This window comes from Gymnodinialimonas phycosphaerae (assembly GCF_019195455.1).
GTDB classification, from domain to species: Bacteria; Pseudomonadota; Alphaproteobacteria; order Rhodobacterales; family Rhodobacteraceae; genus Gymnodinialimonas; species Gymnodinialimonas phycosphaerae.
Window position 1 is genome coordinate 3,110,616 of record NZ_JAIMBW010000001.1, and the last position, 25,940, is coordinate 3,136,555.

Genomic DNA, 25,940 nt, shown 5'->3' on the forward strand with positions numbered 1-25,940 from the left:
CCTGGCCCGGCGCCGCGTTACTCCATGACAAAACAGGTTGGGGAGCATCGAGCCAATGGAAACCATTTCCGAGAACAAGGCCTTCGGCGGCACACAGGGCGTCTACACGCACAGGTCCGACGCCACGGGCTGTGACATGACATTCGGTGTGTTCATGCCGGGCGAAGCCGTTCATGGCCCGGTGCCCATCTTGTGGTATCTGTCGGGCCTGACCTGCACCCATGAGAACGCGATGAGCAAGGCGGGTGCCCAGGGCTGGGCCGCCGAGCAGGGCATCGCGGTGATTTTCCCCGACACCTCGCCGCGCGGCGAAGGCGTGGCCGATGATCCCGCCTATGACATGGGTCAGGGCGCGGGCTTCTACGTCAACGCGACGCAAAGCCCCTGGGCGCCGCATTTCAACATGTGGGATTACGTGGTCGATGACCTGCCCGCGCTGGTGTTCAAGAATTTCGCCCTGGATCAGGATCGTCAGGCGATCATGGGGCACTCGATGGGCGGGCATGGGGCGTTGACCATCGCGATGCGGCATCCGGATCGTTTCACTTCCGTCTCGGCTTTCGCGCCGATCTGCAACCCGACCAACAGCGAGTGGGGCCGCACACAGCTGACTGCTTATCTAGGTGAAGATGAAGAGGACTGGGCGCCCCACGATGCCACGCTGCTGATGCACGCGGCGGGCTTTGACGGGCCGATGCTGATCGACACCGGCACCAACGACCAGTTCGGAGACTTGTTGAAGACCGAGGCGCTGGCCCATGCGGCGACGTTGCGTCGGCAAGAACTTCAACTGCGGATGCAGCCCGGCTATGACCACTCCTATTTCTTCGTATCCAGCTTCATGGAAGACCACGTAACCTTCCATGCCGAAGCGCTTTACTCTGCCTGATGGCTGTTGATGCCGTCATCTTCGATATCGGCAACGTTCTGATCGAATGGCAGCCCGAGCGGCACTATGACCGGGTGATCGGTGAGGACCGGCGGCGCGCGATGTTCGCCGCCGTCGATCTGCATGCTATGAATGACCGTGTGGATCGGGGTGAAAATTTCCGCGACATGGTTGTCGAATGCGCCGAGGCGAACCCCACGTTCCGCGCCGACATCATGCTGTGGCACGACGATTGGCTGCACATGGCGTCGCCCGTCATTCCCCATTCCGTGTCCCTCCTCCGCCATTTGCGTCGTCGCAGCGTCCCTGTGTTTGCCCTGTCGAATTTCGGGATCGAGACATTTGATATCGCCAAGCCGGAGTATCCGTTTCTGACGGAGTTCGACCGCGCGTATATCTCGGGGCATATGGGCGTGATCAAACCCGATGCCGAGATCTATGCGCGGGTTGAAGCGGATTGTGGCCTAGCGCCCGAGAGGCTGCTGTTCACCGATGACCGCGTTGATAATATCGTCGCAGCGGCTGCCCGGGGCTGGCAGACGCACCTGTTCGAAGGCCCGCGGGGATGGGCCGAAAAGCTGGTGGCCGAGGGGCTGCTTGATGAAAAGGAGGCGGGGCTGTGACGGTGATAATTGGCCCGGAGGCCGAAGAGAAACTGGACTGGATCGCGCTGAGCGACGCGATCGAGGCAGGCCACCGCCTGCCCCGCGCCGAGATTGGCGATACGTTCCTTTATCGCGGCGACGACACGCTACTGAGCCGCGCGGCCTGGATCGACGGGTTGGGGCAGTTGGTGAAGACCGCCACGATCTTTCCAGGCAACAAGGCACTGGGCAAGCCTGCGATCAACGGCGGCGTCTGTCTGTTCTCGGACAGGGACGGCACGTTGGAGGCGATCATCGATTTCCACCTGCTGACCAAGTGGAAGACCGCCGGCGACAGCCTTCTGGCGGCGCGCAAACTGGCGCGTCCCGATGCGAAACGCATCCTGCTTGTCGGCTCGGGCAATGTCGCGCGCTCCCTCTTCGAGGCCTATTCCGCGGCCTTTCCCGACGCCACGTTCACGATCTGGGGTCGCAGCCTTGCCAAGGCGGCGGCCTTTGCGGCGCGTTATCCCGGCATGCAGATCGCCCGCGATCTGGAGGCGGCCGTGGGAGAGGCCGACATCATTGGCACCGGCACCATGACGACGGAACCGATCCTGGCGGGCAAATGGCTGCAACCGGGCACGCACCTGGACCTGATCGGCGCCTATCGGCCCGACATGAGGGAGGTGGACGACGACACGTTGCGCAGGTCACGGGTGTTCGTGGACAGCCGGGCCACGACGCTAGCGCATATCGGAGAGCTGAAGATCCCGCTGGAGGCTGGGGTGTTCTTCGAATCCGATGTGGTGGCCGATTTCTACGACATGGACCTGGTGAGGCGGACGTCAGAGACCGAGATCACCCTGTGCAAGAACGGTGGTGGGGCACATCTGGACCTGATGGTCGCGCGCTACATTCTGGATGCAGTACGGGTCGGCTGACCGGTATTTCGCCCTGACGGGCGACCAACCGGGGGCGCTGCCCCCGGACCCCCGGAGTTGTATGGGCAAGATGAAGGAGGCTCAGGCCGCCAATGGGGTGCGCTTGCCCAAGGGGATTTCCTTGATCGGCAGGTGGATGATCGCACTGAGCGCGCCGACCCCGACGCCGACCCACCAGACGGCATTGTAGTCGCCAGTGGCATCAAAAAGCGCACCGCCAAGCCAGACGCCGATGAAGCTGCCCAACTGGTGGCTGAAGAAGACGATCCCGTAGAGCGTGCCCATGTAGCGCAATCCGTAGATGTAGCCGACGAGCCCGCTGGTCAGCGGAACGGTGGCAAGCCAGAGCGACCCCATGACGGCAGAGAACACGATCACGGACGTGGGCGTGACCGGCAGCAAGATGAAGGCCGCCGCCGCGATGGTGCGGCCAGTGTAGATCGCCGCCAGAAGGTTCTTTTTGGAATAGGTCTTGCCCAGATACGCCGCGAAAAGCGTACCGCCGATATTGGCCGCGCCAATGACCGAAATCGCCACAGCGCCCAGGGCCGAGGTTGTGGTCACTCCCATGGAATGCAGAACGCCACCCGGCGCGATGGGGCCGCAGAACTCGGTTATGAAGGCCGGGAAGTGGGCGGTGATGAAGCCCAGTTGGTAGCCGCAAGAGAAGAAGCCGATGAAGATCAGGGTGAACGACGGGTCGCGGAGGGCTTTGCCGACAATCTGGGACATCGTCTCTTCCAACTGCGGCGTGGAAGAACGCTCGGGCGCACGCAGGAGCGGCAGGAACAGGAGCGAGGCGAAGACGATGCCTGCGAAGATCAGGAACACGGTCTGCCAGGGGAAGTTGGCCAGCAACGCCTCGGCCAGGGGCGGGCCCACGACCTGGCCAGCCGAACCCATGGCCGTCACGATGCCAAGCGTCATCGACCGGTTCTCATCCGAGGCGGCACGGGCGACCATCGCAAGGACAACGCCAAACCCGGTGCCCGCCACGCCGAATCCGACGAGAACCTCAAGCAATTGATGTTGGCCCGGCGTAATCGCATAGGCCGAGAAGACCAGCCCGATGATATAAAGCGCCACGCCCAACATGATCGCCTTGCGGTCGCCGAAGCGCTCGGCCAAGGCCCCGAAGATCGGCTGGCCGATGCCCCATGCAAGGTTCTGGATTGCGATGGCGAGGCTGAATTCAGCGCGCAGCCAGCCGAATTCCTCGGCAATGGGGATCTGGAACAAGCCGAAGCTGGCGCGGACCGAAAAGCTGATCAGGATAATCGCGCAGCCGCCGATCAGGACGGGGGTGATGAGGGTGTCTTTGCGGTCCACGGAATGTCCTTCGGGTGGCGGTCGCGCGACTGTGTCGCCTCTGCGCGACGCCGTCAATTCAGTCCTTGTGACGAGTGTGGTGAATTTCTGTGAACGTGCTGATTTCCATGGGCAAAGGGACGCGATTTCCGTTAGAAAGCCGATTATGCCGCAACGCCTGACCTCGCTTTATGATACCCGCGTCTCGGAAGGGCTATTGCGTCCCGACCCGGCGCAGCGCGCCGTGATGGAGCGGCTGGAGGCCGTACGCGAGAGCCTTGATACCCCGCAACCCAAGGGCTTTCTGTCGCGGTTTCGCAAGGCGGAACCCACGGCCAAGCAGGGGCTCTACCTTTGGGGCGGCGTCGGGCGTGGCAAGTCGATGCTGATGGACATGTTCTTCCAGCACGCAGGCATTGCCGGAAAACGGCGCGTGCATTTCCACGCGTTCATGCAGGAAGTGCAGGCTGCCCTCCACGAGGTTCGCAAAACCGGGGTCGACGATGCGATCAAACCCGTGGCCGAAGATATCGCGCGCGACCTGAAACTGCTGTGTTTCGACGAAATGCAGATCACCGATATCGCCGATGCGATGATCGTGGGCCGCCTGTTCGAGCGGCTGTTCGCGGCCGGCGTCGTGATCATCACTACCTCCAACAGGCCCCCGAAGGACCTCTACAAGGACGGTCTCAACCGCGCATTGTTCCTGCCTTTTATCGATCTTCTGGAAGAGCGGATGGAGGTGGATGAACTGGACGCAATGACCGACTACAGGCAGGATCGCCTCGCCGGAGAGCAAGTCTGGTTCAGCCCCACGGATGCCAATGCCAAGCGTGCCATCGACCTGATCTGGCGCGACCTGACGGGGGGCCGCGATGAGCCGATGACGCTGGAGGTGAAAGGCCGCAACGTCGTTATTCCGCGGTTCTGGGCGGGGCAGGCCCGCGCCTCATTCGCGCAGCTCTGCGGCACCGCGTTGGGGCCTGCGGATTACCTGGCGCTGGTGGGCGCGGCGAACGTTCTGGTGCTGGAAGATATCCCCAAGATGGGGCCCGCCAACGCCAATGAGGCGAAGCGTTTCGTCACGTTGGTCGATACGCTGTATGAAGGCCACGTCCGCCTGATCGCCAGCGCCGAGGCGGAGCCAGAGGCGCTATACGTCGAAGGGGCCGGCGCGTTCGAGTTCGAGAGGACCGCAAGCCGCTTGCGCGAAATGCGAGGTGCAGACTGGGGTAGCGCGTAATTGATTGGTTAAGAAAATCTGTACTGATTGGGCAAAAAACCGCCTTTTTCCAATGACTAACGCGTTCCAGCTATCACTATAGGTTATTCAACGCTTCCTGAGCCGCGGTAAAGTAGGCGCCGACGTGCGCGCCGTCGGCCAATGCGTGGTGAACCTCCAAAGTCATCGGCATGGAGAAGCGGTCCCCCGCTTCGGTGATCTTGCCCCAGCCGACGCGGGGGATGCAGTCGTCTGGGCCGGGCATGGCGTTGGTCAGCGCGGTGTAGTCCAGCCACGGCATGCAGGAAAGATAGGCGAGGTCATCCCGCTCGCCCGCGTTCGGTGCCAGATCGCCGTCGGCAGCTGCCGCGATCCGCGTCTTGGCCGTGGCATCAAAGGTAGCGAAATCCGGGTGGTAGGGGACGTAGGCATAAGAAAAACTGCCCGCTTTGTTGGGGACGGTCATCGATAGCTCGACCGCGTCGTGGCGGATCACCTCATTGCCGCGAAATCGCATGCAAAGCTCAGGCACCGCGTGAATGCCTGCGCCAATGGCATAAAGGCTGGCGCGATAAGGAGACGTACCCAAAGGCTTGAGGCGGGTCATCAGGTCGGTCACGTCCACGCGAGAGGTGACGGCGAAATGGGGGCGTTGGTAGGTCCGGAAGAAGCGGAACTGCGCCGTGCGGGGCCAGGCGGCAAGGTCGACGAGATGCTCCATCAGCTGACCGGGATGGTCGTTTCACAGCTCAGCATCACATCCATGGGCTGTGCGAAAAGCGGCGTGTTGGGGTCGATCGAACTGTCCTCGATCCAGACATTGTTGATGCAGACATCCTGCGCGTAATTGCCGCCGTTCCAGCCGAAGCCGTCTTCCGCGCCGCAGTTGTTGACCTGCCCGTTGGCATTCCATTCCTGGTACGAGTTCTGGGACCGGATGCCGCCTGTGGGAAAGCGCAGGGTGTCGGTGTCGAACCGCAGAAGCCATGACGTTTGAGGTGTGGCGTCGGCCATGTTCCACGAGCCAATGGCCACGCCGTCGATCAGCCCGATGATCTGGAAACTGATCACGTCGGTTTCGGTGATGATCCCGGTGTTGAGGAACGCATCGGGAAAGCCGATTTGTCCCTCCATCGTGTAGCCATTGGCGCCGACCCAGCAGAATTGGAACTGGGCGGCCTGAGCCGGAGGGGTGACCAGAAGAAGGGCGGCGACAGCGTATTTCATATGACGAAGGTGGGGCTTGTGCCACCGCGCGTCAACGGGGAGAAGTCCGCCACGCTAGCCGTTGGACTTGAGGACCTCGCCCGCAAGATAGAGCGAGCCGCAGATGAGGACGCGGGCTATGGGGTCGGCAGCGGTGATCGTGGCCAGCGCCTCCTGCACGGACGGTGCAATCCGCGCTTCGATCCCGGCGGCTTGGGCAGCCTTCGCCGTTTCCCCGGCGCTGAGCGTTGCCGCCTGACCCGGAATGGAGACGGCGGTGAGGCTATTCGCCCAAGGGGCAAGCGGCGCCATGTAGCCGGTGACGTCCTTGGTGTTGAGCATACCGCAGATCAGGTAGGTGGGGCGCTTGGGCAAGGTTTCGAGCGTCGCCGCGATGGCGCGGGCCGCATGGGGGTTGTGGCCCCCGTCAAGCCATAGCTCGGCTTGCGGCGCGGCGTCGGTCAGAGGCCCGTGGCGCAGACGTTGCATGCGCGCGGGCCAGGTAACGTTGGTCATGGCGGAATCGGCATCACCCTTGCCAAGGGCCCGAAGAGCCGCCAGCGCGATCCCCGCGTTCTGGATCTGGTGCGGGCCCGCCAACGCGGGAAGCGGCAGGTCAAGCAAGCCGGTTTCGTCCTGAAAGATCAGGCGCTCCCGCTCGGTCGTGACATGCCAGTGTTGACCATGGGCAATGACCGGCGCCCCAAGGCGGGCGGCTTTTGCCTCGATGACCTCAAGCGCCTCATCTTGCTGCGGGCCGACGATGACCGGAACGCCACGCTTCACGATGCCCGCCTTTTCGCCCGCAATGGCAGCAAGCGTGCCGCCCAGGTACTGCTGGTGGTCCAGATCCACCGGCGTGATGATCGTCAACGCGGGCGTGTCTATGACGTTGGTGGCGTCAAGCCGACCGCCAAGGCCGACCTCCAACAAGGTATAGTCGGCAGGCGTTTGCGAGAATGCCAGAAGCGCGGCAACGGTAGTGATCTCGAAGTAGGTAATCGGATCGGGACCGTTGGCGGTAAGGCACGTATCAAGGATGTCACCAAGCAGCCCCTCGTCGATCAAATCCCCCCGCAGTCTGATCCGCTCATGAAACCGCGCGAGGTGGGGAGAGGTATAGGCGTGGGTGGTCAGGCCCGCGCCCTCCAGACCCGCGCGGATCATCGCTTGGGTGGAGCCTTTGCCATTGGTGCCCGCGATATGGATGACCGGGGGGATCTTGGTTTCAGGGTGATCGAGCGCCGCGAGGATCCGCAACATGCGGTCCAGCGTCAGGTCGATGATCTTGGGGTGAAGCGCCATCATGCGGTCGAGGAGGGCGTCAGAGCGGGCTGTCGTCACGGGCGGTGCCTTTGCATCAAGCGACGCCGCGCGCGGAGGGGGTGGGACGCCTCCGGCGGGCATTTACGGGGAACAAAGAAGGGTTGGGCGCGGTCAGTTCTGGGCGGGGGTATCGCTGTCTGGCGCGGGTACGGGGGGCCCTTCGGAGGCCTGGGGCTCCGGCGCCTCTTCCACCGGGTCGGGCGCGGGCAGATCGCCCGCCACGGCAGGCGGCTGGCCCATGAGCATGCGGGTGATGGTGATCAACTCATCACGCAGCTGCGCCCGGTGGGTGACTCGGTCCAGCATGCCGTGGTCCAGCAGGTATTCGGCGCGTTGGAAACCTTCGGGAAGTTTTTCGCGAATGGTTTGTTCGATCACACGCGGGCCGGCAAAACAGATCAGCGCATTGGGTTCCGCGATGTGGACGTCGCCAAGCATGGCATAGGAGGCGGTGACGCCGCCCGTCGTGGGGTGGGTGAGCACGACGATATAAGGCAGGTTCGCTTCCTTGAGCATCTGGATCGCAACGGTGGTGCGGGGCATTTGCATCAGCGACAGGATGCCTTCCTGCATCCGCGCACCACCGGCGGCGGAAAACAGGATAAGCGGACGGCCGGTGGCCACGGCCCGCTCGGCCGCGGCGATGATCGCGTTGCCCACGAACATCCCCATGGAGCCGCCCATGAAGGAAAAGTCCTGTGCCGCCGCGATGACGGGGGTTCGGCCCATATCGCCTTCGGCGACCAGCATGGCCTCGTGCTCGGACGTCGTGGTGCGGGCGGCCTTCATGCGGTCAGGATATTTCTTCTGGTCGCGGAACTTGAGCGGATCGGCCAGCGGTTCGGGCACCTTGATCTCGGTGAAGACCCCGTTATCGAACAGCGCGGCAAAGCGATCACGGGGCGTCAAGGCCATGTGGTGGTCGCAGTTGGTGCAGACGTTGAGATTGTCGGTCAATTCCCGGTGGAACAGCATGGTGCCGCACTCAGGACACTTGGACCACAGGTTCTCGGGCGTCTCTCGACGGGAGAAAATGGAGTTGATCCGCGGACGGACGTAGTTGGAGATCCAGTTCATGGGCGCGATATCCGGTCTGTTGGCCTAACGCCCAGATATTGTGCGCGACCCGGAATTGCAAACGCAGATGGCCTAAGCCCGTGTCACCGCCAGGCGGATCAGCACCCATGTCACCACTGTTGTGCCCATATCGAGCAGGATCAGGGGGCGGATTTCCTCGGACGCGGCGGAAAGGGGCGCGGTGTAAAGCGCCAAGCCTGACAGCGGGCCATCCAGCGCCACGATCAGGATCGCGACAACGTTATTGGCGAAGTGGAAGCCCCAAGCCGCCCCGATGGAGCCCGTCCTGGCGGTCAGATCTGCCGCCAGCAGGCCGAAAAGTCCTGTCGCCGCAACGACATAGAGCGCGTTGTCGCCCATCAGCTCGGGCTGGTAATGCAGCGAGGCGAACAGAGCCGACGGCAGCACCATCCAGATCAACGGTGACGCGAAGCGTGCCGCCAGTTGTTGCTGAAGATAGCCGCGAAAGAGGACCTCCTCGGCGCCCGTCTGCAAAAGGATCCCCACCAGCGCCATGGGCAGGAACGACAGCCAAAGCGCCCGTTCCATCGCGGGTTCGATGCGCAGATCACTGGGCAGAAGGAACGACACGCCATAGGCCAACACGCAAACGCCCATCGCCACCAGAAAGTGCCGGACCATGCGTGGGAACGGTCCGAAAAGACTTCCTACGCTGCGGCGATGCAGCAGGACGACCGCAAGCATCGGGCCAAGCGCCATGCCGAAGAACGTCGCAAGGATCAGAAGCGTGCCTGTCGGGCCTGTGGCCTCGACCATCTCGGTCGCCCACGTCTGCATGCCCTCGTAGCCCGCGACCAGGTAGATGCCGCCAAAGACGAAACCAATGCCGAAGGCATAGATCAGCATCGCCACGATGAGCCCCACTAAAAGGCGCCAGATCTGCGGGCGAGCACGGGCGGGAGCCACGAATTCGACGTGGGCGGAATACTGCATCGGCGTGCCTTGTTCGTTCGGCGATTTCCACGAGCCTACTGTGGTATACTGGATCGTTCAATCGCATGTGTCAGCCCAAGGGTTGGGTGTCCACACCCTATGGGATCCCCACATTGACCCGGCCCGCCGCCGTTCGCACCGTAGCCGCCTGCTTTCCTCGGCTCGGACGGCGCGCCCGTCGCGTAATCCGGGGGGGCGCGCCGGGCTACGGTGTCGGCCTCTCTTGCTCCTTTTGGCGGGGCGCACTATCCCGAACGCAACATACGTTTCAGGGAGAGCCGCGCCATGACCGCCAACCGTCCAGACAAATCCAGATTGCCAAGCCGTCACGTGACCGAAGGGCCCGAGCGCGCGCCGCACCGGTCGTATTTCTACGCCATGGATCTGACGCAGGAACAAATCGACCAACCCTTCGTGGGCGTCGCCACCTGCTGGAACGAGGCAGCCCCCTGTAACATCGCCCTGAACTGGCAGGCACAGTCGGTGAAAACCGGCGTGAAAGAGGCCGCAGGTACCCCGCGCGAGTTCACGACGATCACCGTGACAGACGGGATCGCGATGGGCCATGAGGGGATGCGGTCCAGCCTCGCGTCACGCGACGCGATCACCGACACGGTCGAACTGACGATGCGCGGTCACTGTTACGACGCGTTGGTCGGCCTTGCGGGGTGCGACAAGTCGCTGCCTGGCATGATGATGGCCATGGTGCGCCTGAACGTGCCGTCCGTCTTCATTTATGGCGGCACGATCCTGCCCGGCAAAGCCCCCGAAGGCGCGGATGTTCCCGCCGAGTTCGCCAACCGCGATCTGACCGTGCAGGACATGTTCGAGGCCGTCGGCAAGTTCCAATCCGGCCAGTTGAGCGAAGAGGCCTTGGCCATTCTTGAGCGCGTCGCCTGCCCCAGCGCCGGGGCTTGCGGCGGCCAGTTCACCGCCAACACCATGGCCTGCGTCAGTGAGGCGATTGGTCTGGCACTGCTCAATTCCTCCGGCATGCCTGCACCCTATGAGGGGCGCAAGGCCTTTGGGGAAGCCTCGGGCCACGCCGTGATGAACCTGCTCAACAACAACATCCGCGCGCGTGACGTCGTGACCCGCAAGGCGCTGGAAAACGCTGCGCGCGTCGTGGCCTGCACCGGCGGGTCGACCAACGCGGGCCTGCACCTGCCCGCAATCGCGCACGAGGCGGGGATCGACTTCGACCTCTTTGACGTCTGCGATATCTTCAAGGACACGCCCTACTTCGTCGACATGAAGCCCGGCGGGCAGTACGTGGCCAAGGACCTCTATGAGGCCGGTGGTGTGCCCGTGGTGATGAAGGAGCTTCTGAAAGAAGGCCTGTTGCATGGCGACGCGCTGACCGCTTCCGGTGAGACGATGGAAGAAGCGCTCGACAAGATCCAGGGCGAACCCGATGGCCGCGTGATCCACACTGTCCAGAACCCGATCACCAAGACCGGGGGCGTCGTGGGCCTGAAGGGCAACCTCGCCGTGGAGGGCGCCATCGTGAAGGTCGCAGGCATGAGCGCAGAGCAACAGGTCTTCACCGGCCCCGCCCGCGTGTTCGAATGCGAAGAAGACGCCTTTGCCGCCGTCAAAGCGCGCGGCTACGAGGAAGGCGAAGTGATCGTGATCCGCAACGAAGGGCCCAAGGGCGGCCCCGGCATGCGCGAGATGCTGGCGACAACCGCCGCCCTGTCCGGCCAGGGCATGGGCAAGAAAGTGGCACTGATCACCGATGGCCGCTTCTCGGGCGCGACACGGGGCTTCTGCGTGGGACACGTGGGGCCAGAGGCGGCCGTTGGCGGGCCGATCGGCCTGCTGGAGAACGGCGACATGATCACCATCAACGCGATTACCGGAGAGCTGTCCGTCGCCTTGACGGACGAGGAACTGGAGGCACGCCGCGCCAACTGGAAAGGCCCGCGTGAGACGATCTACGCCTCGGGCGCGCTGTGGAAATACGCGCAACTGGTGGGCGATGCCCGCTATGGCGCAGTGACACATCCGGGTGCGGCGAAGGAAAAGCACGTCTATGCGGATCTCTAGGCTGCTCAGCCCGCTGGTCGCATTGGCGCTGGCGGGCTGTGTCGGAGGGTTGAGCGGCGGCGACGACGCGCCCCGCCGCGTGCAGGTGACGTCTGACGCCGTGACGATCACCGGGCCGTCCGGGTTCTGCGTGGACCCGACGGCAACCCGGAATTCGGACGATACGGGCTTCGTGCTTCTTGGCAACTGCGCCGCGATCTCGGGCCGGGCGCGGGCCGGGCAGCCCGATGTGCCTGCGGTGCTGACGGCAGCGGTCTCTGCGCCATCGGCGGGCGCGAGACTGACCGAAAACCTCGACGCCCTCGACGCTTTCTTCCGGTCCGAGAACGGACGCGCGCTGTTAAGCCGCTCTGGCGATGCGGGGTCCGTCCAGATCCTCGATACCCGCACGCAATCGGGCATGTTCCTGCTGCACGCCCGCGACACCAGCGCCAGAGAGGTGGTCGGCGTCGCCAGTGACTATTGGCGTGCCTACATGGATATCGGACAGCGGCTGGCCACCCTGTCGGTTCTGGCGCTGGAAGACGCGCAGGTCAGTGACGCAGCGGCACTTGCCACGCTGACGCAGTTTGCCAACGCCGTGCAGGGCGCCAATCCCGCCATAGGCGCGGCAGACCTGCCACAGGGCGTTAACGAAGCGTTAACACCCCCCTTCCGTGGCGGACTGTTTCAGCGGATATTCCAGTAACCGATTGCCAGGAGACATCTGCTATAAGGGTGCCAAGGCGCGGTTCGAGTGCGAAGGGCATCAATTATGGGTCAGGAATTTCCTGGGATATTCGGTGGGTTTGGCCTCGGGCAGACCCTGAAGCGCTGGCAACGGGCGTTGCGGGCCCCGGAAGTCCTGTCCTCGGCTGACCTGAAACGCATCAACGGCGACATCCGCAGCATGCGCGACCGGCTGGATACGATGGCTGCGCAATCGCGTTCCGCCCTATTGGCGCGCTCGGCCGGGTCCGATGGGATCGACCGCCCTGACCAATGCGATTGGGCCACCCGCCCCGCCCCGTGGCGCGAAGAGATGCGCCCACGTGGTATGGTGGGATTGAGTTCTCCACAACCGCTGCCCGGCGGTGCCACTGTTTTCCACGACGCCAATCACACCGAGATGAGCCTGCGCCAGGAAACCGCGCCGCACTGGGTGCAAGGGGCACAGTTTGGGCTGGTGCTTGAAGTGTACCGCTCAGACGGGTCCTTCGTATCCTTCGTCCAGGACCTTGCGCCCGAAGCGCTGGCGGGCCTGACCCGCAACCATTTCATCACCGTGAACCTCGTGGCGGACCGCGAGCAACCTGTAGAAATCTATGCCCGACTTAACATCCAGCATGGTCCCAACGTCGAACAGATGGTGCGGCAGGTAGATTTTGAAGGCACCAAGGGGCAAGCGGAATTCGACCTCGCCTATACCAAGATCAATGAAAAACGGCTGGAAAAGGCTTGGCTGGACCTGATTCTGGAAGGCCCGAAAATGACCCGGATCGCGCTCTGGGACATGGTTGTGCTCCGTGCGCCCCGGGCGGATTTTTGAAGGATAGATGATGGCAGAAGCATTGGTGCGCACGACACTTCAGGCAGGCCGCTATGAAGGCGTGCTGACAGGGGCCGGACAGACCGAGATCGAGGCGCTGCACAAAGGACGCATCGTCGGCGTGGCGCAGGTCACGAAACATCCCGATGAACCCGGTGCGATGAATGTGACGCTGGATTTGCCCGCCGATGTCTTGAGCGATGGGGTTCAAGTGGTCGGGCTGCGGTCCACTGCGACGGGCGACGTTCTGGACCGCGTCACACTGATGGCGGGCACCGCTCTGGATGAGGACATCCGGGGCGAGTTGACGCTGTTGCGGGAAGAGCTGGAGATGCTCAAACGCGCTTTCCGCCGCCATTGTGCCGATACCGGCGAAGACTGACGCCCTGGATTTCTGTTCCGAAGGAGCGCCGTTGGCGCGTTCCTGTCTTCATATGCGAGAGGGCCAACCACGTCGGCGCCTCCACAGAAGGCGCTCTTCCCTGGCATGTTCTTGGAACAAAGATGCCGTCGGAGCCGCGCGAGGGTCATCCTCCGCTCCTATCCCATAGGGCTTCGCGAGCAGAGGATGCGCCATCTTCGTTCACGGTCATCGCCATGCCTAGCTGTTCCGCATGACGAGCCTAACTCTGTTTGGTTAATGGCAGGTGAAGGGCATCTTTGTTCCCTGAAAATGCAAACCCGCGCCCAACACACTGCCCAAGCATCCGAAAAGCATCCCCTACGCCCGCCACGGGCACCCGCACGAGCCTCCCCCATAAGGGGGAGGTGAGAAGAAAAGAATGCGCCCTTGGGCGCTCCTTTACATCAGATCGCAGAAGTCAGGCCTTGAACTTGCGGTTGCGGGCGGCCAGCAGCTTCAGGCGCAGGGCATTCAATTGAATGAAACCCTGGGCGTCGGTCTGATCGTAGGCGCCCATGTCTTCCTCGAACGTCACATGCGCCTCGGAATAGAGCGAGTGATCGGACCAGCGGGCCACCGTGCGGGCGGCACCCTTGTAGAGTTTCAGGCGCACCGTTCCCGTCACATGTTCCTGGCTCTTGTCAATCAACGCTTGCATCATCTCGCGCTCGGGCGAGAACCAGAAGCCGTTGTAGATCAGCTCTGCATAGCGCGGCATGATGCTGTCTTTCAGGTGGCCGGACGCCCCGTCCAGCGTGATCTGCTCGATCCCGCGGTGCGCCTCCAGAAGGATCGTGCCGCCGGGTGTCTCGTAGATGCCGCGGGACTTCATGCCGACAAACCGGTTCTCCACCAGGTCAAGGATGCCAATGCCGTGCTTGCCGCCCAAACGGTTCAACTCGGTCAGGATCGTGGCGGGGCTCATCGCTTCGCCGTTGATCGCCACCGCGTCGCCCTTCTCGAAGGTGATTTCCACCATCTCGGGCGTATCGGGCGCGTCTTCCGGCCGGGTGATGCGTTGCAGGATGTGATCGGGCGCTTCCTCGGCCGGATCCTCCAGCATCTTGCCCTCGGAAGAGGTGTGCAAAAGGTTCGCGTCAACACTGAACGGCGCTTCACCGCGCTTGTCCTTGGCGATCGGGATCTGATGCATCTCGGCAAATTCGATCAGCTTGGTGCGCGATCCCAGATCCCATTCCCGCCACGGAGCGATCACCTTGATCTCGGGGTTCAGGGAATAGGCGCACAACTCGAACCGGACCTGATCGTTGCCCTTGCCCGTCGCGCCGTGTGACACGGCATCGGCGCCGGTTTCCTCGGCAATCTCCACCAGACGCTTGGAGATCAGGGGCCGCGCAATCGAGGTGCCCAGAAGGTACAGCCCCTCGTAAAGCGCATTGGCGCGGAACATCGGGAAAACAAAGTCACGCACGAATTCCTCGCGCAGGTCCTCGATGTAGATGTCTGAAGCACCCATCATCTCGGCCTTCTTGCGCGCTGGCTCCAGCTCTTCCCCCTGGCCCAGATCGGCGGTGAAGGTCACAACCTCGCAGCCGTACTCCGTCTGCAGCCATTTCAGGATGATCGAGGTATCGAGGCCGCCGGAATACGCGAGCACAACCTTCTTTGGGGCAGACATGGGGGAAACTCCGTGGTGAGTGGTTGACCGCCGCCGCGATACCGGGTTTTCAAGGGGCTAGCAAGCAAGTGGAGCGGCCCATGGACTACGGATACCAACTGCTCAGACACGTGGTCATACAGGTCTTCGGCAATCTGGGCCCGGCAGCCCGCATTACGCTGGTGCTATTGGCGGTGCCGCTGGTGATCGTACTGGTCACAAACCCCGGCTTGCTGACGGGCGACTCCTTCCTGATTGACGCGGAAACGGGTCAGGCAAGCTTTTCGGTCCTTGGGGTCTGGGGGCTTGTCCTTGGGCTGATTGCGGGCCTCGTGTGTTGGTTATGGGCGGCGGTCGCTTGGCATCGGTTCGTACTGCTGGAGGAATACCCCTCTGGCCTGTTTCCGAACTGGCGCGGGTCCAACATCGCCAACTACTTCGGCAATGCGATCCTGATCGGTTTGATCATGTCCGGCGCGGGCTTCGGCATTGCGATCGTGATCGGGATCATCGTGGCGGTACTTCAAAGTCCGGCGGTGGCCATCGCCCTAGGCGTCGGCCTGATCTTCGGCCTCTCCTGGATCGCCACGCGGATTGGCTTGATCCTTCCCGCGGCGGCGATCGGCGAGACCTTGGGCATCGGCGAAAGCTGGCGGGCCACGGCACCCGTGTCGGGGCAGATCGTCCTGCCGATCATCGTCATTGCCCTGGCCTCGACCATTCTGAACCAAGGCATCATCGCCGCGTTTGGCACGGCGATCCCGATCGAGACTCCGTTCGGGACACAGCAACAGGTGACGCTGTCGATGGTGGGCGTGGTGCTTAGCATCGCCGTGGGTTGGGTGCAGATGCTGGTAAACCTCGCGTTGATGACCACGCTATACGGCAACCTGATTGAAGGACGTCAGTTGAACTGAGGCTGGACTCAGGGGCCACAAGCGGCCAATCCAGTGCCATGACTGATTTTGCCACCGCCGCCCGTGCCACGACCGCCGCCCTGCGCGACCTGTTTCCCGCGACGCCGCTGCTCAAGAACGCTTACCTGAGCGAGCGTTTCGGGGCCGATATCTGGCTCAAGCGGGAAGATCTGTCGCCGGTTCGCTCGTACAAGCTGCGCGGCGCGTTCAACGCCATGCGCAAGGTCCGCGCAGAGAAGCCCGATCAGATGGATTTCGTCTGCGCATCGGCCGGCAATCACGCCCAGGGCGTGGCCTTCGTCTGTGCCCATTTCGGCGTGCGCGGGCGCATCTACATGCCGGTGACGACGCCCGATCAGAAGATCCTGAAGACGCGGACCTTTGGTGGAGACGCGGTCGAGATCGTGCTGGAAGGCGACTTCTTTGATGAAACGCAAGCCGCTGCAAAGGCCTATTGTGCTGAGGTCGGCGCGCATTTCCTGTCGCCATTCGATGATCCCGACGTGATCGAGGGGCAAGCTTCCGTCGCGGTGGAGATGCTGGACCAGCTTGGCCGGGCGCCGGATCATCTGGTGCTGCCGGTGGGCGGCGGCGGGTTGTCATCCGGCATGCTCTCGTATCTGCGAGAGGTCGGCGCCACCACCCACGTGACGCTGGTGGAACCTGCGGGCGGCCCCAGCCTGACCGCGTCGTTGAAGATCGGCGCGCCGCAGACGATCGAGATTACCGATACCTTCGTGGATGGCGCGGCTGTCGCCCGCATCGGCGACCGCAACTTCGAGATTCTGCGCAACGTCAGCGCGCGTGACGTGCGGATCATCCCCGAGAACCGCATTTGCGTGACAATCCAGGAGATGCTGAACCTTGAAGGGATCGTATTGGAGCCTGCGGGGGCGCTGTCGATCACTGCGCTGGATGACATTCGCGATCAGATCGCGGGCAAGACCGTGGTCTGCGTGACATCGGGCGGGAACTTCGACTTCGAACGTCTGCCTGAGGTGAAGGAAAGGGCCCAGAAGTGGCAAGGGTTGAAGAAGTACTTCATCCTCCGCCTGCCCCAACGCCCCGGCGCGCTGCGTGATTTCCTCGATCTGTTGGGCGAAGACGATAACATCACCCGGTTCGAATACCTCAAGAAGAATTCGCGCAACTTCGGGTCGGTGCTGATCGGGATCGAATCGCACCGGGCAGACAACTTTCCGCAGTTGGAAGAACGTGTCGCGTCACGCGGCTTTGGCTTCCGCGATATCACTGATGATCAGATTTTGGCCGATTTCCTGATCTAGGCCGCCAGTTCCGGCACACGGGGCGCAACCTCATCCAGGGCGGCCATGAAAGCGGCGCTGACCGCGGCGACATCGGGGACGTTGCTGGCATTGCATGCCTCTTCCGCAGTGGCGCAGGCCGCAACCAGTGTCACGAAGCCAAGGTTGGCCGCAGAACCGCGCAGGAAATGGAAATCCGCCGAGGTCGCCGTGTCCGGAGAAAGTTTCTCCAGCGTTTCCTGAAGTTCGGCCACGAACAGCATCGCCACGTCGGCGAAATCCTCTTCGCCGATGTCCGTCCGCAATTCGTTCAAGCGATCCCAATCCACGTGATCCATGCTTAACCTCCGTTTATCCATCCCGCCAAAGGTAGCTCTGCAATTCTTAACAATTCGGTGGGGTGCGTCGGGAAGTCCGTTCTAATTGTTCCATTCACGGCCCGTTAAAGAGAAAGGCCCATGGTGACGACGAATCAGACTGAGGAAAACCATGGGGGCAGCATTTCCCATCGAGACCACGGATCCACATCCCGATGCCCTGACGGTCCTTGTGCTGGATGACAGCCCGGCGCAACGCAACATGGTCTGCGCACTGCTGCGGCGTTGGGGGCACACGGCGATCTCTACCGGCGACCCGGTGAAGGCGCTGACACTTGCGCGTGACCCTGCGATATCGCTGATTCTGTGTGACTGGATGATGCCCGAGATGACAGGGCCCGAATTTTGCCGTTGCCTGCGCGCGGAAGTGACCGAAACCTACCCCTATGTCATGCTGCTGACCTCCAACAACGAACGCAGCGCCGTGGCCGAAGGGCTTGCGGCGGGGGCAGATGATTTCCTCAACAAACCCGTGCGCCCGCCCGAACTGCAAGCGCGCATGAACGCCGGCGCCCGGATCGTCGCCATGCAACAGGAGTTGCGCAAGAAGAACGGGCTACTGGAAACAACGCTGGACGAACTGCAACTGCTCTACACTGCGATCGACCGCGATCTGGACGAGGCGCGGCGCCTGCAAATGGCGCTGTTGCAAGATGCCCATCGCCCCTTCAACGGCGCGCGGGTGTCTTTGCTTCTGGAGGCAAGCGGCCATGTTGGCGGCGACATGGTGGGCTATTTCAACGTGACTCAGGATGTCATCGGGCTGTTCAGCATCGATGTGTCCGGGCACGGGGTGGCCTCGGCCATGCTGGCCGCGCGAATTGCCGGAATGCTGTCAGAGGCGTCGCCGGATCAGAACATCTCGCTGATACGGACGATAGACGGGACGCTCTGCGATTTGCCGCCTGATGTGGCGGCGGGTCGGATGAATGAACTGATGTTGAAAGAGGTACAGACCGATCGTTATTTCACCATCTGCATCGCTTTCGCGAACCTGCAAACTGGGGTTGTACGTATGGTACAGGCGGGGCACCCGCACCCCATGATCCTGCGCACCGACGGCCACGTGGACATGATCGGCGATGGCGGCCCGCCCGTGGGCCTGCTGCCTGAAATGCCTTTCACCTCGTTCGAGGTGCAATTGCATCCCGGGGATCGTCTGCTGCTTTATTCCGACGGGTTGACCGAATGCCCGGACCCCTCGGGGGAGATGCTGGACGACGACGGGTTGATCGCCTTGATGGGGCAGCACCGCGACACGGATGGACCCGCCTTCCTGACGGCCCTGCGCAACGGGTTGGTGGATTTCGCCGGTCACGAAGAATTCCCCGATGACCTTTCGGCCCTGCTGCTCAGCTTCGATGGACGCGGTCAGGCACCCGCCAGGTAGCGCGCGACAAAGTGACGGTCGCCTGCAACAGCAAGCTTTTCCAACGCCACGTCCCACGGCAGGAACACCGCCGTGTGCCCGGGCTCGGTCGGGGCAGACCAGCGTCGTCCAAGGCGTGCCGCATAGATGTGGCATTGCTTGTGCGCGTAGCGGCCATAATCGGGCATGAAGGTATAGCGATGGCACATGCCAAGCCGACGCAGCGAATGGATGCGGTGGCCGGTTTCCTCCATCACCTCGCGATGAAGCGCGGCAAGGGGCTGCTCTCCGGGGTCGATGCCGCCGCCGGGCAGTTGCAGTTCCGGGTAAGGCGCCTCCTGGAAGCTGGCCAGAAGACCATCGCCCGCGTGGATGATCGCGTAGACACCGGGGCGTGGGGGGTACTTGCGACCCGGTTCGGGCCATTGTCCAAAACGTCTGTTCATGGGGCATGTTCTGGCACGGGCAGGCACGGGCGAAAAGGCAATCCTCTCGTCAGGGGCCTCTCGCCAAGCGCGCGCGGCTCCGCTAAAGGGCGGATATGTCCAGTCATACCCCCCAATCCCTGCGCGACACCGGGGCGCGCGTATTGCACACCGAGGCCCGCGCCGTCGGCGCGCTGGCCGACGCCCTGCCCGATGATTTCGCCCCGGCGGCCGAGGCAATCCTGGCAACCAAGGGTCGTGTGATCCTGTGCGGCATCGGCAAATCAGGCCATATCAGCCGCAAGATCAGCGCCACCTTCGCCTCCACCGGGACGCCCTCGGCCTTTGTTCATGCAGCCGAGGCCAGCCATGGCGATTTGGGCATGGTGATGCCGGGCGATCTGGTGATCGCAATCTCGAACTCCGGCGAGACGACGGAATTGGGCGACATCATCGCCCACGTCGCCCGCTTCTCGATCCCGTTGATCGCGATCTCGAAGATGCCGGACAGCACGCTGATGCGCGCGGCCGATTACCGCCTGACCCTGCCAGCGGCGGAGGAGGCCTGCGCATTGGGTATGGCGCCCACCACCTCCACCACCCTCGCGCTGGCACTTGGCGACGCGCTGGCCGTCGCGGTGATGGAGAGCCGTGGCTTCCTGCCCGAGCAGTTCCGCACCTTCCATCCCGGCGGCAAACTGGGGGCGCAGCTATCCACCGTTGCGCAGCTGATGCACGGATCCAACGCCCTGCCGCTGGTGGATGCCGCAACGCCGATGGCGGAAACGCTGGTGGTGATGAGCGCGAAGAGCTTCGGCATCGCAGGCGTGCTGGAACGTGGCGTGCTGACCGGCGTGATCTCGGACGGCGATCTGCGGCGCAACATCGCCCATTTGACGGACCACACGGCGGGTGAGGTCGCGACGAAGCAACCGCGCACCATCGCGCCGGAAACGCTCGCGGCCGAAGCGATGGGTATGATGGCCGCCCACAAGATCACCGCATTGTTCGTGGTGGACAAGGACGCACGGCCCATTGGGATCATTCACCTGCACGACCTTCTGCGCGCGGGCCTGGCATAGGGTCGAAAACGGCCCCAAAATCGTTGATTTCATCCGGCGATGTCAAAGATCCACCTGCCGCGTGACACCGCCGTGAATATCCCTCGGGCATTAGGGCAAACAGCCTCGGCCCAACAAAGACCCCCGGCACGCGGGTGCGCACCGGGGGTCAAAGTCAGATGTCACTTGTCGATCAGTTAGCTGTCGGAGCCGACACCTTCGTCGTCAGCTTCTTCCAGCTCTTCGAAGATCTCGCCGGCGAACTCGGGCTCACCGTCCACGCCGGTCACACAGTCTACGCGCGCAAGAACCATATCTTCGCTTTCGTTCTCCATCTCGACGGTGGGGTTCATACATTCCTCCTCACCCGAGATGACGGTGCCTTCGCGGACTTCCGACGGCGTGTCGGCATCGGCGTTCAGGATTTCTTCGGCCGTCTCGTTCGTCGTTTGGGCGAAGGTAGGGGCGGACATGATAGCGGTGGCGGCGGCGATAAGAGCAAAGCGGGTCATGTTAATTTCCTTTCGTGTTGCATTGGTTGAACAACACGCCGCCCCCCCAAAAGGTTGCACGAAAAAGAACAATAAAATCAGGGACGTTCCCTGAAAAGTTCTGGAACCGCCTTATTCCATTGAAAAAATCGGGCCCGCAAAACGCAAGAATTTTTCGCGATTCAGGCTCCCGTCCTACCGGCCGACGCCTGCGTAGGCCTCGAAGCCTGCGCGTTTGGCGTCGTGGGCGGAGTAGACGTTGCGCAGGTCGGCCATGCGCGGGGTCGCCATCTTTTTCGCCAACTTCTTCAGGTCCAGCGCCCGGAACTCGTTCCATTCCGTCAGGACCACCACAAGGTCCGCATTCTGGGCCGACTTGTAGGGATCCTCCACCCAATTCACGCCGGGCAGAAGCGCCTCGCCCTCGCGGAAGCCCTGCGGGTCCACGACACGCACCTTGGCCCCGCCGCCCACCAGCGCGGGCACGATGGTCAGCGACGGCGCGTCGCGCATGTCGTCGGTGTTGGGCTTGAAGGTCACCCCCAGCACAGAAATCACCTTGCCGTTGAACGACCCGTCGCAGAGGTCACGCAGCTTCTCGATCATCCGCAGCTTCACGCTGTCGTTCACGCGGATGACCGTCTCCACGATGCTTTGCGGCACGGCGTGATCCTGACCGATCCGCGCCAAAGCTGACGTGTCCTTCGGGAAGCACGAGCCGCCATAGCCGGGGCCCGCGTGCAGGAACTTGTTGCCGATGCGCCCGTCCATGCCGATGCCCTTGGAGACTTCCTTCACATCCGCGCCGACCTTTTCACAGAGCGCTGCGATCTCGTTGATGAAAGTGATCTTCGTGGCGAGGAACGCGTTGGCGGCGTATTTGATCATCTCCGCGGACTCCAGATCCGTGGTCACGACGGGGAAGTCGCGCAGGAACAGGGGGCGGTAGATCTCGTCCATTACCTCGGACGCGCGCGGGGTCTGCACGCCCACGACGACCCGGTCGGGCCGCATGAAATCATCAATCGCGGCACCTTCACGCAGGAATTCGGGGTTGGAGGCGACGTCGAATTCCAGATCCGGGCGCGCCTTGGCGACGACCTGCTTGACCTTGCGGTTGGTGCCGACGGGAACGGTGGATTTGGTGACGATCACGGCGTAGCCGGTCATCGCATGGGCGACTTCCTCGGCCGCGGCCATCACGTAGGTCAGGTCCGCATGGCCATCGCCGCGGCGCGTCGGCGTGCCGACCGCGATGAACACCGCATCGGCGCCGTCCACGGCAGAGGCCAGGTCAGTGGTAAAGGAAAGCCGCCCCCCGTCGACGTTCTTGGCCATCAGCGCATCAAGGCCGGGCTCGTAGATCGGCACGTCGCCCGCGTTCAGCATCTCGATCTTGCGGGGGTCCTTGTCGACGCAGATCACGTCATGGCCAAAGTCCGAGAAACAGACGCCAGAGACAAGGCCAACATAGCCAGTACCAATCATCGTGATACGCATAAGGTGAATTCCTTTCTAGCCCTACCGCGCTGCGCGCTACTTGAGGGCGACTTCAGATTATATAGTAGTCGCGATACCACGCGACGAAATGGGCGACACCCTCGGGCACTTGGGTCCGGGGTTTGTATTGCGTCAGGTGCTGCAACAGGCTGGCGTCGGCCCAGGTGGCATGAACGTCGCCGGGTTGCATCTCCATCATGTTCTTCTCGGCGGTGATCCCGGTGGCGGTCTCGATTGCGCCGATGAAATCCATCAACGGGACGGATTCCGAATTGCCGATGTTCACCACGCGGTAGGGCGCGACCGGGCTCAGGCTGTCGCCCTCCACCGGATCATCACCGGGAACCGCTTCGATCAAGCGCACGATACCGTCGACCAAATCGGTCACATAGGTGAAGTCGCGCGACATCTCGCCGTGGTTGTAGACGTCGATGGGGCGGCCTTCCAGGATCGCCTTGGTGAACTTGTGCGGCGCCATGTCGGGGCGGCCCCATGGGCCATAGACGGTGAAGAAGCGGAACATCGTCGTGGGCAGGTCATAAAGGTGCGCGTAGCTGTGGGCCATCGACTCGTTGGCCTTCTTGGTCGCCGCGTAGAACGAGACCTGGTGATCGGTCTTCATCGTCTCGACGTAGGGCATTTCAGTGTTCGCCCCGTAGGCGGATGAGGTGCTGGCCAGCAGCGAATGGGCGGGCGGGAAGGCGCGCATCGCCTCCAGCAGGCGGAAGGTGCCGATCAGGTTGGCTTCCACGTAGCTTTCGGGGTTTTCGATCGAATAGCGCACGCCCGCTTGCGCGGCGAGGTGGATCACCGCCTCCGGGCGATGCGCCTTGAACAGATCATGCAGGACGCCGGGCGTCTCGATCCGGGCTTGAACGGGCGTGAAAGCCTCGCTCTCCATCAGCATCGCAAGTCGCGCATCCTTCAGCGCAACCTCGTAATAATCGGTCATCGCGTCGATGCCGACGACCTTCCAGCCGTCGGCCAGAAGTCGCGCACAAAGGTGGTAGCCGATGAACCCGGCGGAACCTGTGACAAGGGCCGTTCTCATTGCTCGGGCTCCTCCTGGCTGTGGGGCCCGACGATCCACGCCCAACTGGAAGCGCACATTTCATCAAGGCTCTTTTCCGTACGGAAGCCCAGAACTTCCTCTGCCTTGTCGGCCTTCGCCACATAGATCGGCACGTCGCCTGCGCGACGCTCGACGATGCGGCTGGGGATGTCACGATTGGAGGCGCGCTTGTAGGCGGCCACAACTTCCATCACCGAATTGCCGATCCCGGTGCCAAGGTTCACGAGGTGGTTTTTACTGTCCCCCAAGAGGGCGGCAAGTGAAAGGACGTGCCCGCGCGCAAGGTCTTCGACGTGGATATAATCCCGCACGCCGGTGCCGTCGGGAGTGTCGTAGTCATCGCCAAAAACCTGAAGCTCATCCAATTCGCCAGCGGCGACCTTGGCGATATAGGGCATCAGGTTGTTGGGAATGTCGCGCGGGTCCTCGCCGATCATATGACTGGAATGGGCTCCGGCGGGGTTGAAGTAGCGCAGGATACCGATGTTCCAGCGGTCATCAGCGGCGGCCAGTTGGCCCAGGATCTGTTCGCCGGAAATCTTGGTCTGGCCGTAGGGGTTCATCGCGCGAAACTCGGCGGTTTCCGGCGTCGGCGTCTCGTCGGGGACGCCGTAGACGGTGGCGGACGACGAGAACACGATCTTCCGGCACCCCGCCGCATCCATCACCCGCAGCAGGTTGATCAAACCGCTGATGTTGACGTCGAAGTAGTCCAACGGCCTGTCGACGGACTCACTGACCGCCTTCAGGGCCGCGAAATGCACCACCGCGTCGAATTGGTGTTCCGAGAACAGCCCACCCAGCGTCGTGGCGTCGCGCACATCGGCTTCGGCCACGTTCACCGGCTTGCCCGTCAAGGCCTCCAGCCTCTCCACGACGGACCTGTTGGCGTTCTGGAAATTGTCGAGAATCGTCACCTCATACCCGGCCTCGATCAAGGCCACATAGGTATGAGAGCCGATGTACCCGGCACCACCCGTCAAAAGAATATGTTCTGCCATCCGCGGTGTGCCTTGCCCGACCTGCCGTCTTCGTGTTGCGACCCGATTGCCACGGAACAGCCCCTGCCGTCAAAGGCCTAGGGCATGTTTCATCGTCTAGGATAATTATGCATCGCCCCCACCGGAATGCGCGTCGCGCCGTTGACGGCACGCGGCGGCCCTGTAAACGTCATCTCTAATCAAAGGTTTGTCACCTAATTTGGGGGGATCTCTGACGCCCATGGCCCGATTGCGGTTTTCTTCGGTTATGGCGTTCGCCATGATGTCGCTGGTCCTTGTGGCTTGCGATGCGCTGCCCCGTGGCGCACCGGTCGAGCGTGAGGTGACCGAGGCTGCCAGCGGCGAGGTTGCCGATTTCGCCGTCTACCCCGTGACCCGTGATTTCCTTGGCATCCTTGCCGAATGGCCCGCCACCGGAGAGCGTCACCTGACCTGGATCCCCACCTCGGGCGGGGCGCGCACGCAGGTCATCGCCTCGGGCGACCAGTTGCGATTGACGGTCTGGGACAGCGCCGATGACAGCCTGCTGACCAATGGTGAGGCCTCTGCCGTGATCGAGGCCCTGACCGTGGGCCCCGATGGCACGATCTTCGTGCCCTACGTTGGCAATGTCCGCCTGTCGGGCATGTCCACGCAGCTGGCCCGTGAGCGGTTGCAGGAAGAGATCGACATCATCGCGCCCTCTGCGCAGGTCCAGCTGGAACTGGTAGAGGGTCGCACAAACTCCATCGATCTGGTCGGCGGTGTCGGCGCGCCCGGGCGTCTTCCGATGCCGGATCGGAACTACACCGTCTTGAACGCCATCGCGGATGCGGGCGGCGTCAGGGCGGGGATGGAGAACCCGCAGATCCGGCTGATCCGCGCAGGGTCGATCTACGGCACCTCGATCGATCGCCTGTTTGCAGAGCCGGGCCTTGATACGCTGCTGCGCGGCGGGGACCGGGTCATTGTAGAAGACGATCGCCGCTATTTCCTGTCGCTCGGCGCGGCAGGGCAACAGAACCAGCATGGGTTCCCACAGGACCATGTGACCGCGCTGGATGCGCTGGCGATCATCGGCGGCGTTGAAAGCCGTCGGGGTGATCCGGGTGGTATCCTGATCCTGCGCGAGTATCCAACGTCAGCCGTGCGCACCGATACGCGCGGCCCCACTCAATCGCGCGTGGTGTTTTCTCTGGATATGACGAATGCGGACGGCCTGTTCTCGGCCCGCAACTTCCGCATCTATCCCGGCGATCTGGTGCTGGTCACGGAAAGCCCTGTGACTGGTGTGCAGACGATCTTCGGCCTGATCGGGTCTGCCTTCGGACTGGTTGGGGCAGCGAATAATCTTTAATTGCGCTACCGCCCTGCG

General features: G+C 62.8%; 26 protein-coding genes. 13 read left to right on the top strand and 13 right to left on the bottom strand.

Annotated elements, in window-relative coordinates; all coding sequences use genetic code 11:
* Positions 1 to 55: 55 nt before the first annotated feature.
* From fghA to KUL25_RS15485, 3 genes are read left to right on the top strand one after another with little or no spacing between them, the layout of a single operon-like run.
* Complete coding sequence (gene fghA, locus KUL25_RS15475; protein ID WP_257893746.1) at positions 56 to 889, top strand: S-formylglutathione hydrolase; 834 nt, start codon at positions 56 to 58, stop codon at positions 887 to 889.
* Positions 889 to 1,512 carry an HAD family hydrolase gene (locus KUL25_RS15480; RefSeq protein WP_257893747.1) on the top strand — a complete coding sequence of 208 codons (624 nt, stop codon included), beginning with the start codon at positions 889 to 891 and terminating at the stop codon, positions 1,510 to 1,512. The genes fghA and KUL25_RS15480 overlap by 1 nt, the downstream gene beginning before the upstream one ends.
* Positions 1,509 to 2,417 carry an ornithine cyclodeaminase family protein gene (locus KUL25_RS15485; protein ID WP_257893748.1) on the top strand — a complete coding sequence of 303 codons (909 nt, stop codon included), beginning with the start codon at positions 1,509 to 1,511 and terminating at the stop codon, positions 2,415 to 2,417. Before KUL25_RS15480 ends, KUL25_RS15485 begins: the two co-directional genes overlap by 4 nt.
* A gap of 81 nt (positions 2,418 to 2,498) precedes the next feature.
* On the opposite strand, the gene KUL25_RS15490 is transcribed toward KUL25_RS15485, so the two are convergent.
* The gene (locus tag KUL25_RS15490) at positions 2,499 to 3,746 is read right to left on the bottom strand and encodes an MFS transporter (RefSeq protein ID WP_257893749.1); all 1,248 of its coding nucleotides are present in this window, start codon (positions 3,744 to 3,746) and stop codon (positions 2,499 to 2,501) included.
* 145 nt (positions 3,747 to 3,891) lie between these two features.
* Between KUL25_RS15490 and zapE the strand changes: the two genes are divergently transcribed.
* Complete coding sequence (gene zapE, locus KUL25_RS15495; RefSeq protein ID WP_257893750.1) at positions 3,892 to 4,968, top strand: cell division protein ZapE; 1,077 nt, start codon at positions 3,892 to 3,894, stop codon at positions 4,966 to 4,968.
* A gap of 76 nt (positions 4,969 to 5,044) precedes the next feature.
* Here zapE and KUL25_RS15500 read toward each other — a convergent pair whose 3' ends face one another.
* From KUL25_RS15500 to KUL25_RS15520, 5 genes are all read right to left on the bottom strand, one after another.
* Positions 5,045 to 5,668: a chloramphenicol acetyltransferase gene (locus KUL25_RS15500; RefSeq protein ID WP_257893751.1), complete on the bottom strand. Its 624-nt coding sequence runs from the start codon at positions 5,666 to 5,668 to the stop codon at positions 5,045 to 5,047.
* A complete protein-coding gene (locus tag KUL25_RS15505; RefSeq protein ID WP_257893752.1) occupies positions 5,668 to 6,174 on the bottom strand; it encodes a hypothetical protein in 507 nt (168 codons plus the stop codon). Before KUL25_RS15505 ends, KUL25_RS15500 begins: the two co-directional genes overlap by 1 nt.
* A 54-nt stretch (positions 6,175 to 6,228) precedes the next feature.
* Positions 6,229 to 7,461 carry a bifunctional folylpolyglutamate synthase/dihydrofolate synthase gene (locus tag KUL25_RS15510; protein WP_257894875.1) on the bottom strand — a complete coding sequence of 411 codons (1,233 nt, stop codon included), beginning with the start codon at positions 7,459 to 7,461 and terminating at the stop codon, positions 6,229 to 6,231.
* Between the two features lie 129 nt (positions 7,462 to 7,590).
* Positions 7,591 to 8,556 (bottom strand): acetyl-CoA carboxylase, carboxyltransferase subunit beta, encoded by a 966-nt coding sequence (gene accD / locus KUL25_RS15515; protein ID WP_257893753.1) that lies wholly within the window; start codon positions 8,554 to 8,556, stop codon positions 7,591 to 7,593.
* A gap of 72 nt (positions 8,557 to 8,628) precedes the next feature.
* Positions 8,629 to 9,510: a CPBP family intramembrane glutamic endopeptidase gene (locus KUL25_RS15520; protein WP_257893754.1), complete on the bottom strand. Its 882-nt coding sequence runs from the start codon at positions 9,508 to 9,510 to the stop codon at positions 8,629 to 8,631.
* A gap of 285 nt (positions 9,511 to 9,795) precedes the next feature.
* Here KUL25_RS15520 and ilvD point away from each other — a divergent pair, with 285 nt between their 5' ends.
* From ilvD to KUL25_RS15540, 4 genes are all read left to right on the top strand, one after another.
* Complete coding sequence (gene ilvD / locus KUL25_RS15525) at positions 9,796 to 11,559, top strand: dihydroxy-acid dehydratase (RefSeq protein ID WP_257893755.1); 1,764 nt, start codon at positions 9,796 to 9,798, stop codon at positions 11,557 to 11,559.
* The gene (locus KUL25_RS15530; RefSeq protein ID WP_257893756.1) at positions 11,546 to 12,247 is read left to right on the top strand and encodes a hypothetical protein; all 702 of its coding nucleotides are present in this window, start codon (positions 11,546 to 11,548) and stop codon (positions 12,245 to 12,247) included. Before ilvD ends, KUL25_RS15530 begins: the two co-directional genes overlap by 14 nt.
* A 66-nt stretch (positions 12,248 to 12,313) precedes the next feature.
* Complete coding sequence (locus tag KUL25_RS15535) at positions 12,314 to 13,087, top strand: DUF6478 family protein (protein ID WP_257893757.1); 774 nt, start codon at positions 12,314 to 12,316, stop codon at positions 13,085 to 13,087.
* Positions 13,088 to 13,094: 7 nt separating this feature from the next.
* Entirely contained in the window at positions 13,095 to 13,469 is a 375-nt protein-coding gene (locus tag KUL25_RS15540; RefSeq protein ID WP_068364746.1) for a hypothetical protein, read from the top strand.
* A 439-nt stretch (positions 13,470 to 13,908) separates the two neighbouring features.
* Here the strand turns inward: KUL25_RS15540 and KUL25_RS15545 are convergent, their stop codons facing one another.
* Positions 13,909 to 15,129: an argininosuccinate synthase gene (locus tag KUL25_RS15545; RefSeq protein WP_068364748.1), complete on the bottom strand. Its 1,221-nt coding sequence runs from the start codon at positions 15,127 to 15,129 to the stop codon at positions 13,909 to 13,911.
* A gap of 80 nt (positions 15,130 to 15,209) precedes the next feature.
* Between KUL25_RS15545 and KUL25_RS15550 the strand changes: the two genes are divergently transcribed.
* Together KUL25_RS15550 and ilvA are read left to right on the top strand one after the other, a co-directional pair.
* A complete protein-coding gene (locus KUL25_RS15550) occupies positions 15,210 to 16,025 on the top strand; it encodes a hypothetical protein (protein WP_257893758.1) in 816 nt (271 codons plus the stop codon).
* Positions 16,026 to 16,063: 38 nt separating this feature from the next.
* A complete protein-coding gene (gene ilvA / locus KUL25_RS15555; protein WP_257893759.1) occupies positions 16,064 to 17,311 on the top strand; it encodes a threonine ammonia-lyase IlvA in 1,248 nt (415 codons plus the stop codon).
* Here the strand turns inward: ilvA and KUL25_RS15560 are convergent.
* Positions 17,308 to 17,628, bottom strand: a complete 321-nt coding sequence (locus tag KUL25_RS15560) for an Hpt domain-containing protein (RefSeq protein WP_257893760.1) — start codon at positions 17,626 to 17,628, stop codon at positions 17,308 to 17,310. The two genes, ilvA and KUL25_RS15560, sit on opposite strands and share 4 nt — an antisense overlap.
* A gap of 151 nt (positions 17,629 to 17,779) precedes the next feature.
* On the opposite strand from KUL25_RS15560, the gene KUL25_RS15565 reads away from it, so the two are divergent.
* Complete coding sequence (locus KUL25_RS15565) at positions 17,780 to 19,057, top strand: PP2C family protein-serine/threonine phosphatase (protein WP_257893761.1); 1,278 nt, start codon at positions 17,780 to 17,782, stop codon at positions 19,055 to 19,057.
* Here the strand turns inward: KUL25_RS15565 and KUL25_RS15570 are convergent.
* Positions 19,039 to 19,482: an NUDIX hydrolase gene (locus tag KUL25_RS15570; RefSeq protein WP_257893762.1), complete on the bottom strand. Its 444-nt coding sequence runs from the start codon at positions 19,480 to 19,482 to the stop codon at positions 19,039 to 19,041. The genes KUL25_RS15565 and KUL25_RS15570 overlap by 19 nt on opposite strands.
* Before the next feature lie 95 nt (positions 19,483 to 19,577).
* Between KUL25_RS15570 and KUL25_RS15575 the strand changes: the two genes are divergently transcribed.
* Complete coding sequence (locus KUL25_RS15575; protein ID WP_257893763.1) at positions 19,578 to 20,543, top strand: KpsF/GutQ family sugar-phosphate isomerase; 966 nt, start codon at positions 19,578 to 19,580, stop codon at positions 20,541 to 20,543.
* Between the two features lie 176 nt (positions 20,544 to 20,719).
* Here the strand turns inward: KUL25_RS15575 and KUL25_RS15580 are convergent, their stop codons facing one another.
* The 4 genes from KUL25_RS15580 to galE all read right to left on the bottom strand — a co-directional run bounded on the left by KUL25_RS15580 (position 20,720) and on the right by galE (position 24,586).
* Positions 20,720 to 21,034, bottom strand: a complete 315-nt coding sequence (locus KUL25_RS15580) for a hypothetical protein (protein WP_257893764.1) — start codon at positions 21,032 to 21,034, stop codon at positions 20,720 to 20,722.
* Positions 21,035 to 21,208: 174 nt separating this feature from the next.
* On the bottom strand, positions 21,209 to 22,513 hold the full coding sequence (locus tag KUL25_RS15585; RefSeq protein WP_257893765.1) for a UDP-glucose dehydrogenase family protein: 1,305 nt from the start codon (positions 22,511 to 22,513) through the stop codon (positions 21,209 to 21,211).
* A 52-nt stretch (positions 22,514 to 22,565) separates the two neighbouring features.
* Positions 22,566 to 23,564 (bottom strand): SDR family NAD(P)-dependent oxidoreductase, encoded by a 999-nt coding sequence (locus KUL25_RS15590; protein ID WP_257893766.1) that lies wholly within the window; start codon positions 23,562 to 23,564, stop codon positions 22,566 to 22,568.
* Positions 23,561 to 24,586: a UDP-glucose 4-epimerase GalE gene (galE, locus tag KUL25_RS15595; protein WP_257893767.1), complete on the bottom strand. Its 1,026-nt coding sequence runs from the start codon at positions 24,584 to 24,586 to the stop codon at positions 23,561 to 23,563. Before galE ends, KUL25_RS15590 begins: the two co-directional genes overlap by 4 nt.
* A gap of 247 nt (positions 24,587 to 24,833) precedes the next feature.
* Between galE and KUL25_RS15600 the strand changes: the two genes are divergently transcribed.
* Positions 24,834 to 25,922, top strand: a complete 1,089-nt coding sequence (locus KUL25_RS15600; protein ID WP_257893768.1) for a polysaccharide biosynthesis/export family protein — start codon at positions 24,834 to 24,836, stop codon at positions 25,920 to 25,922.
* Positions 25,923 to 25,940 lie beyond the last annotated feature (18 nt).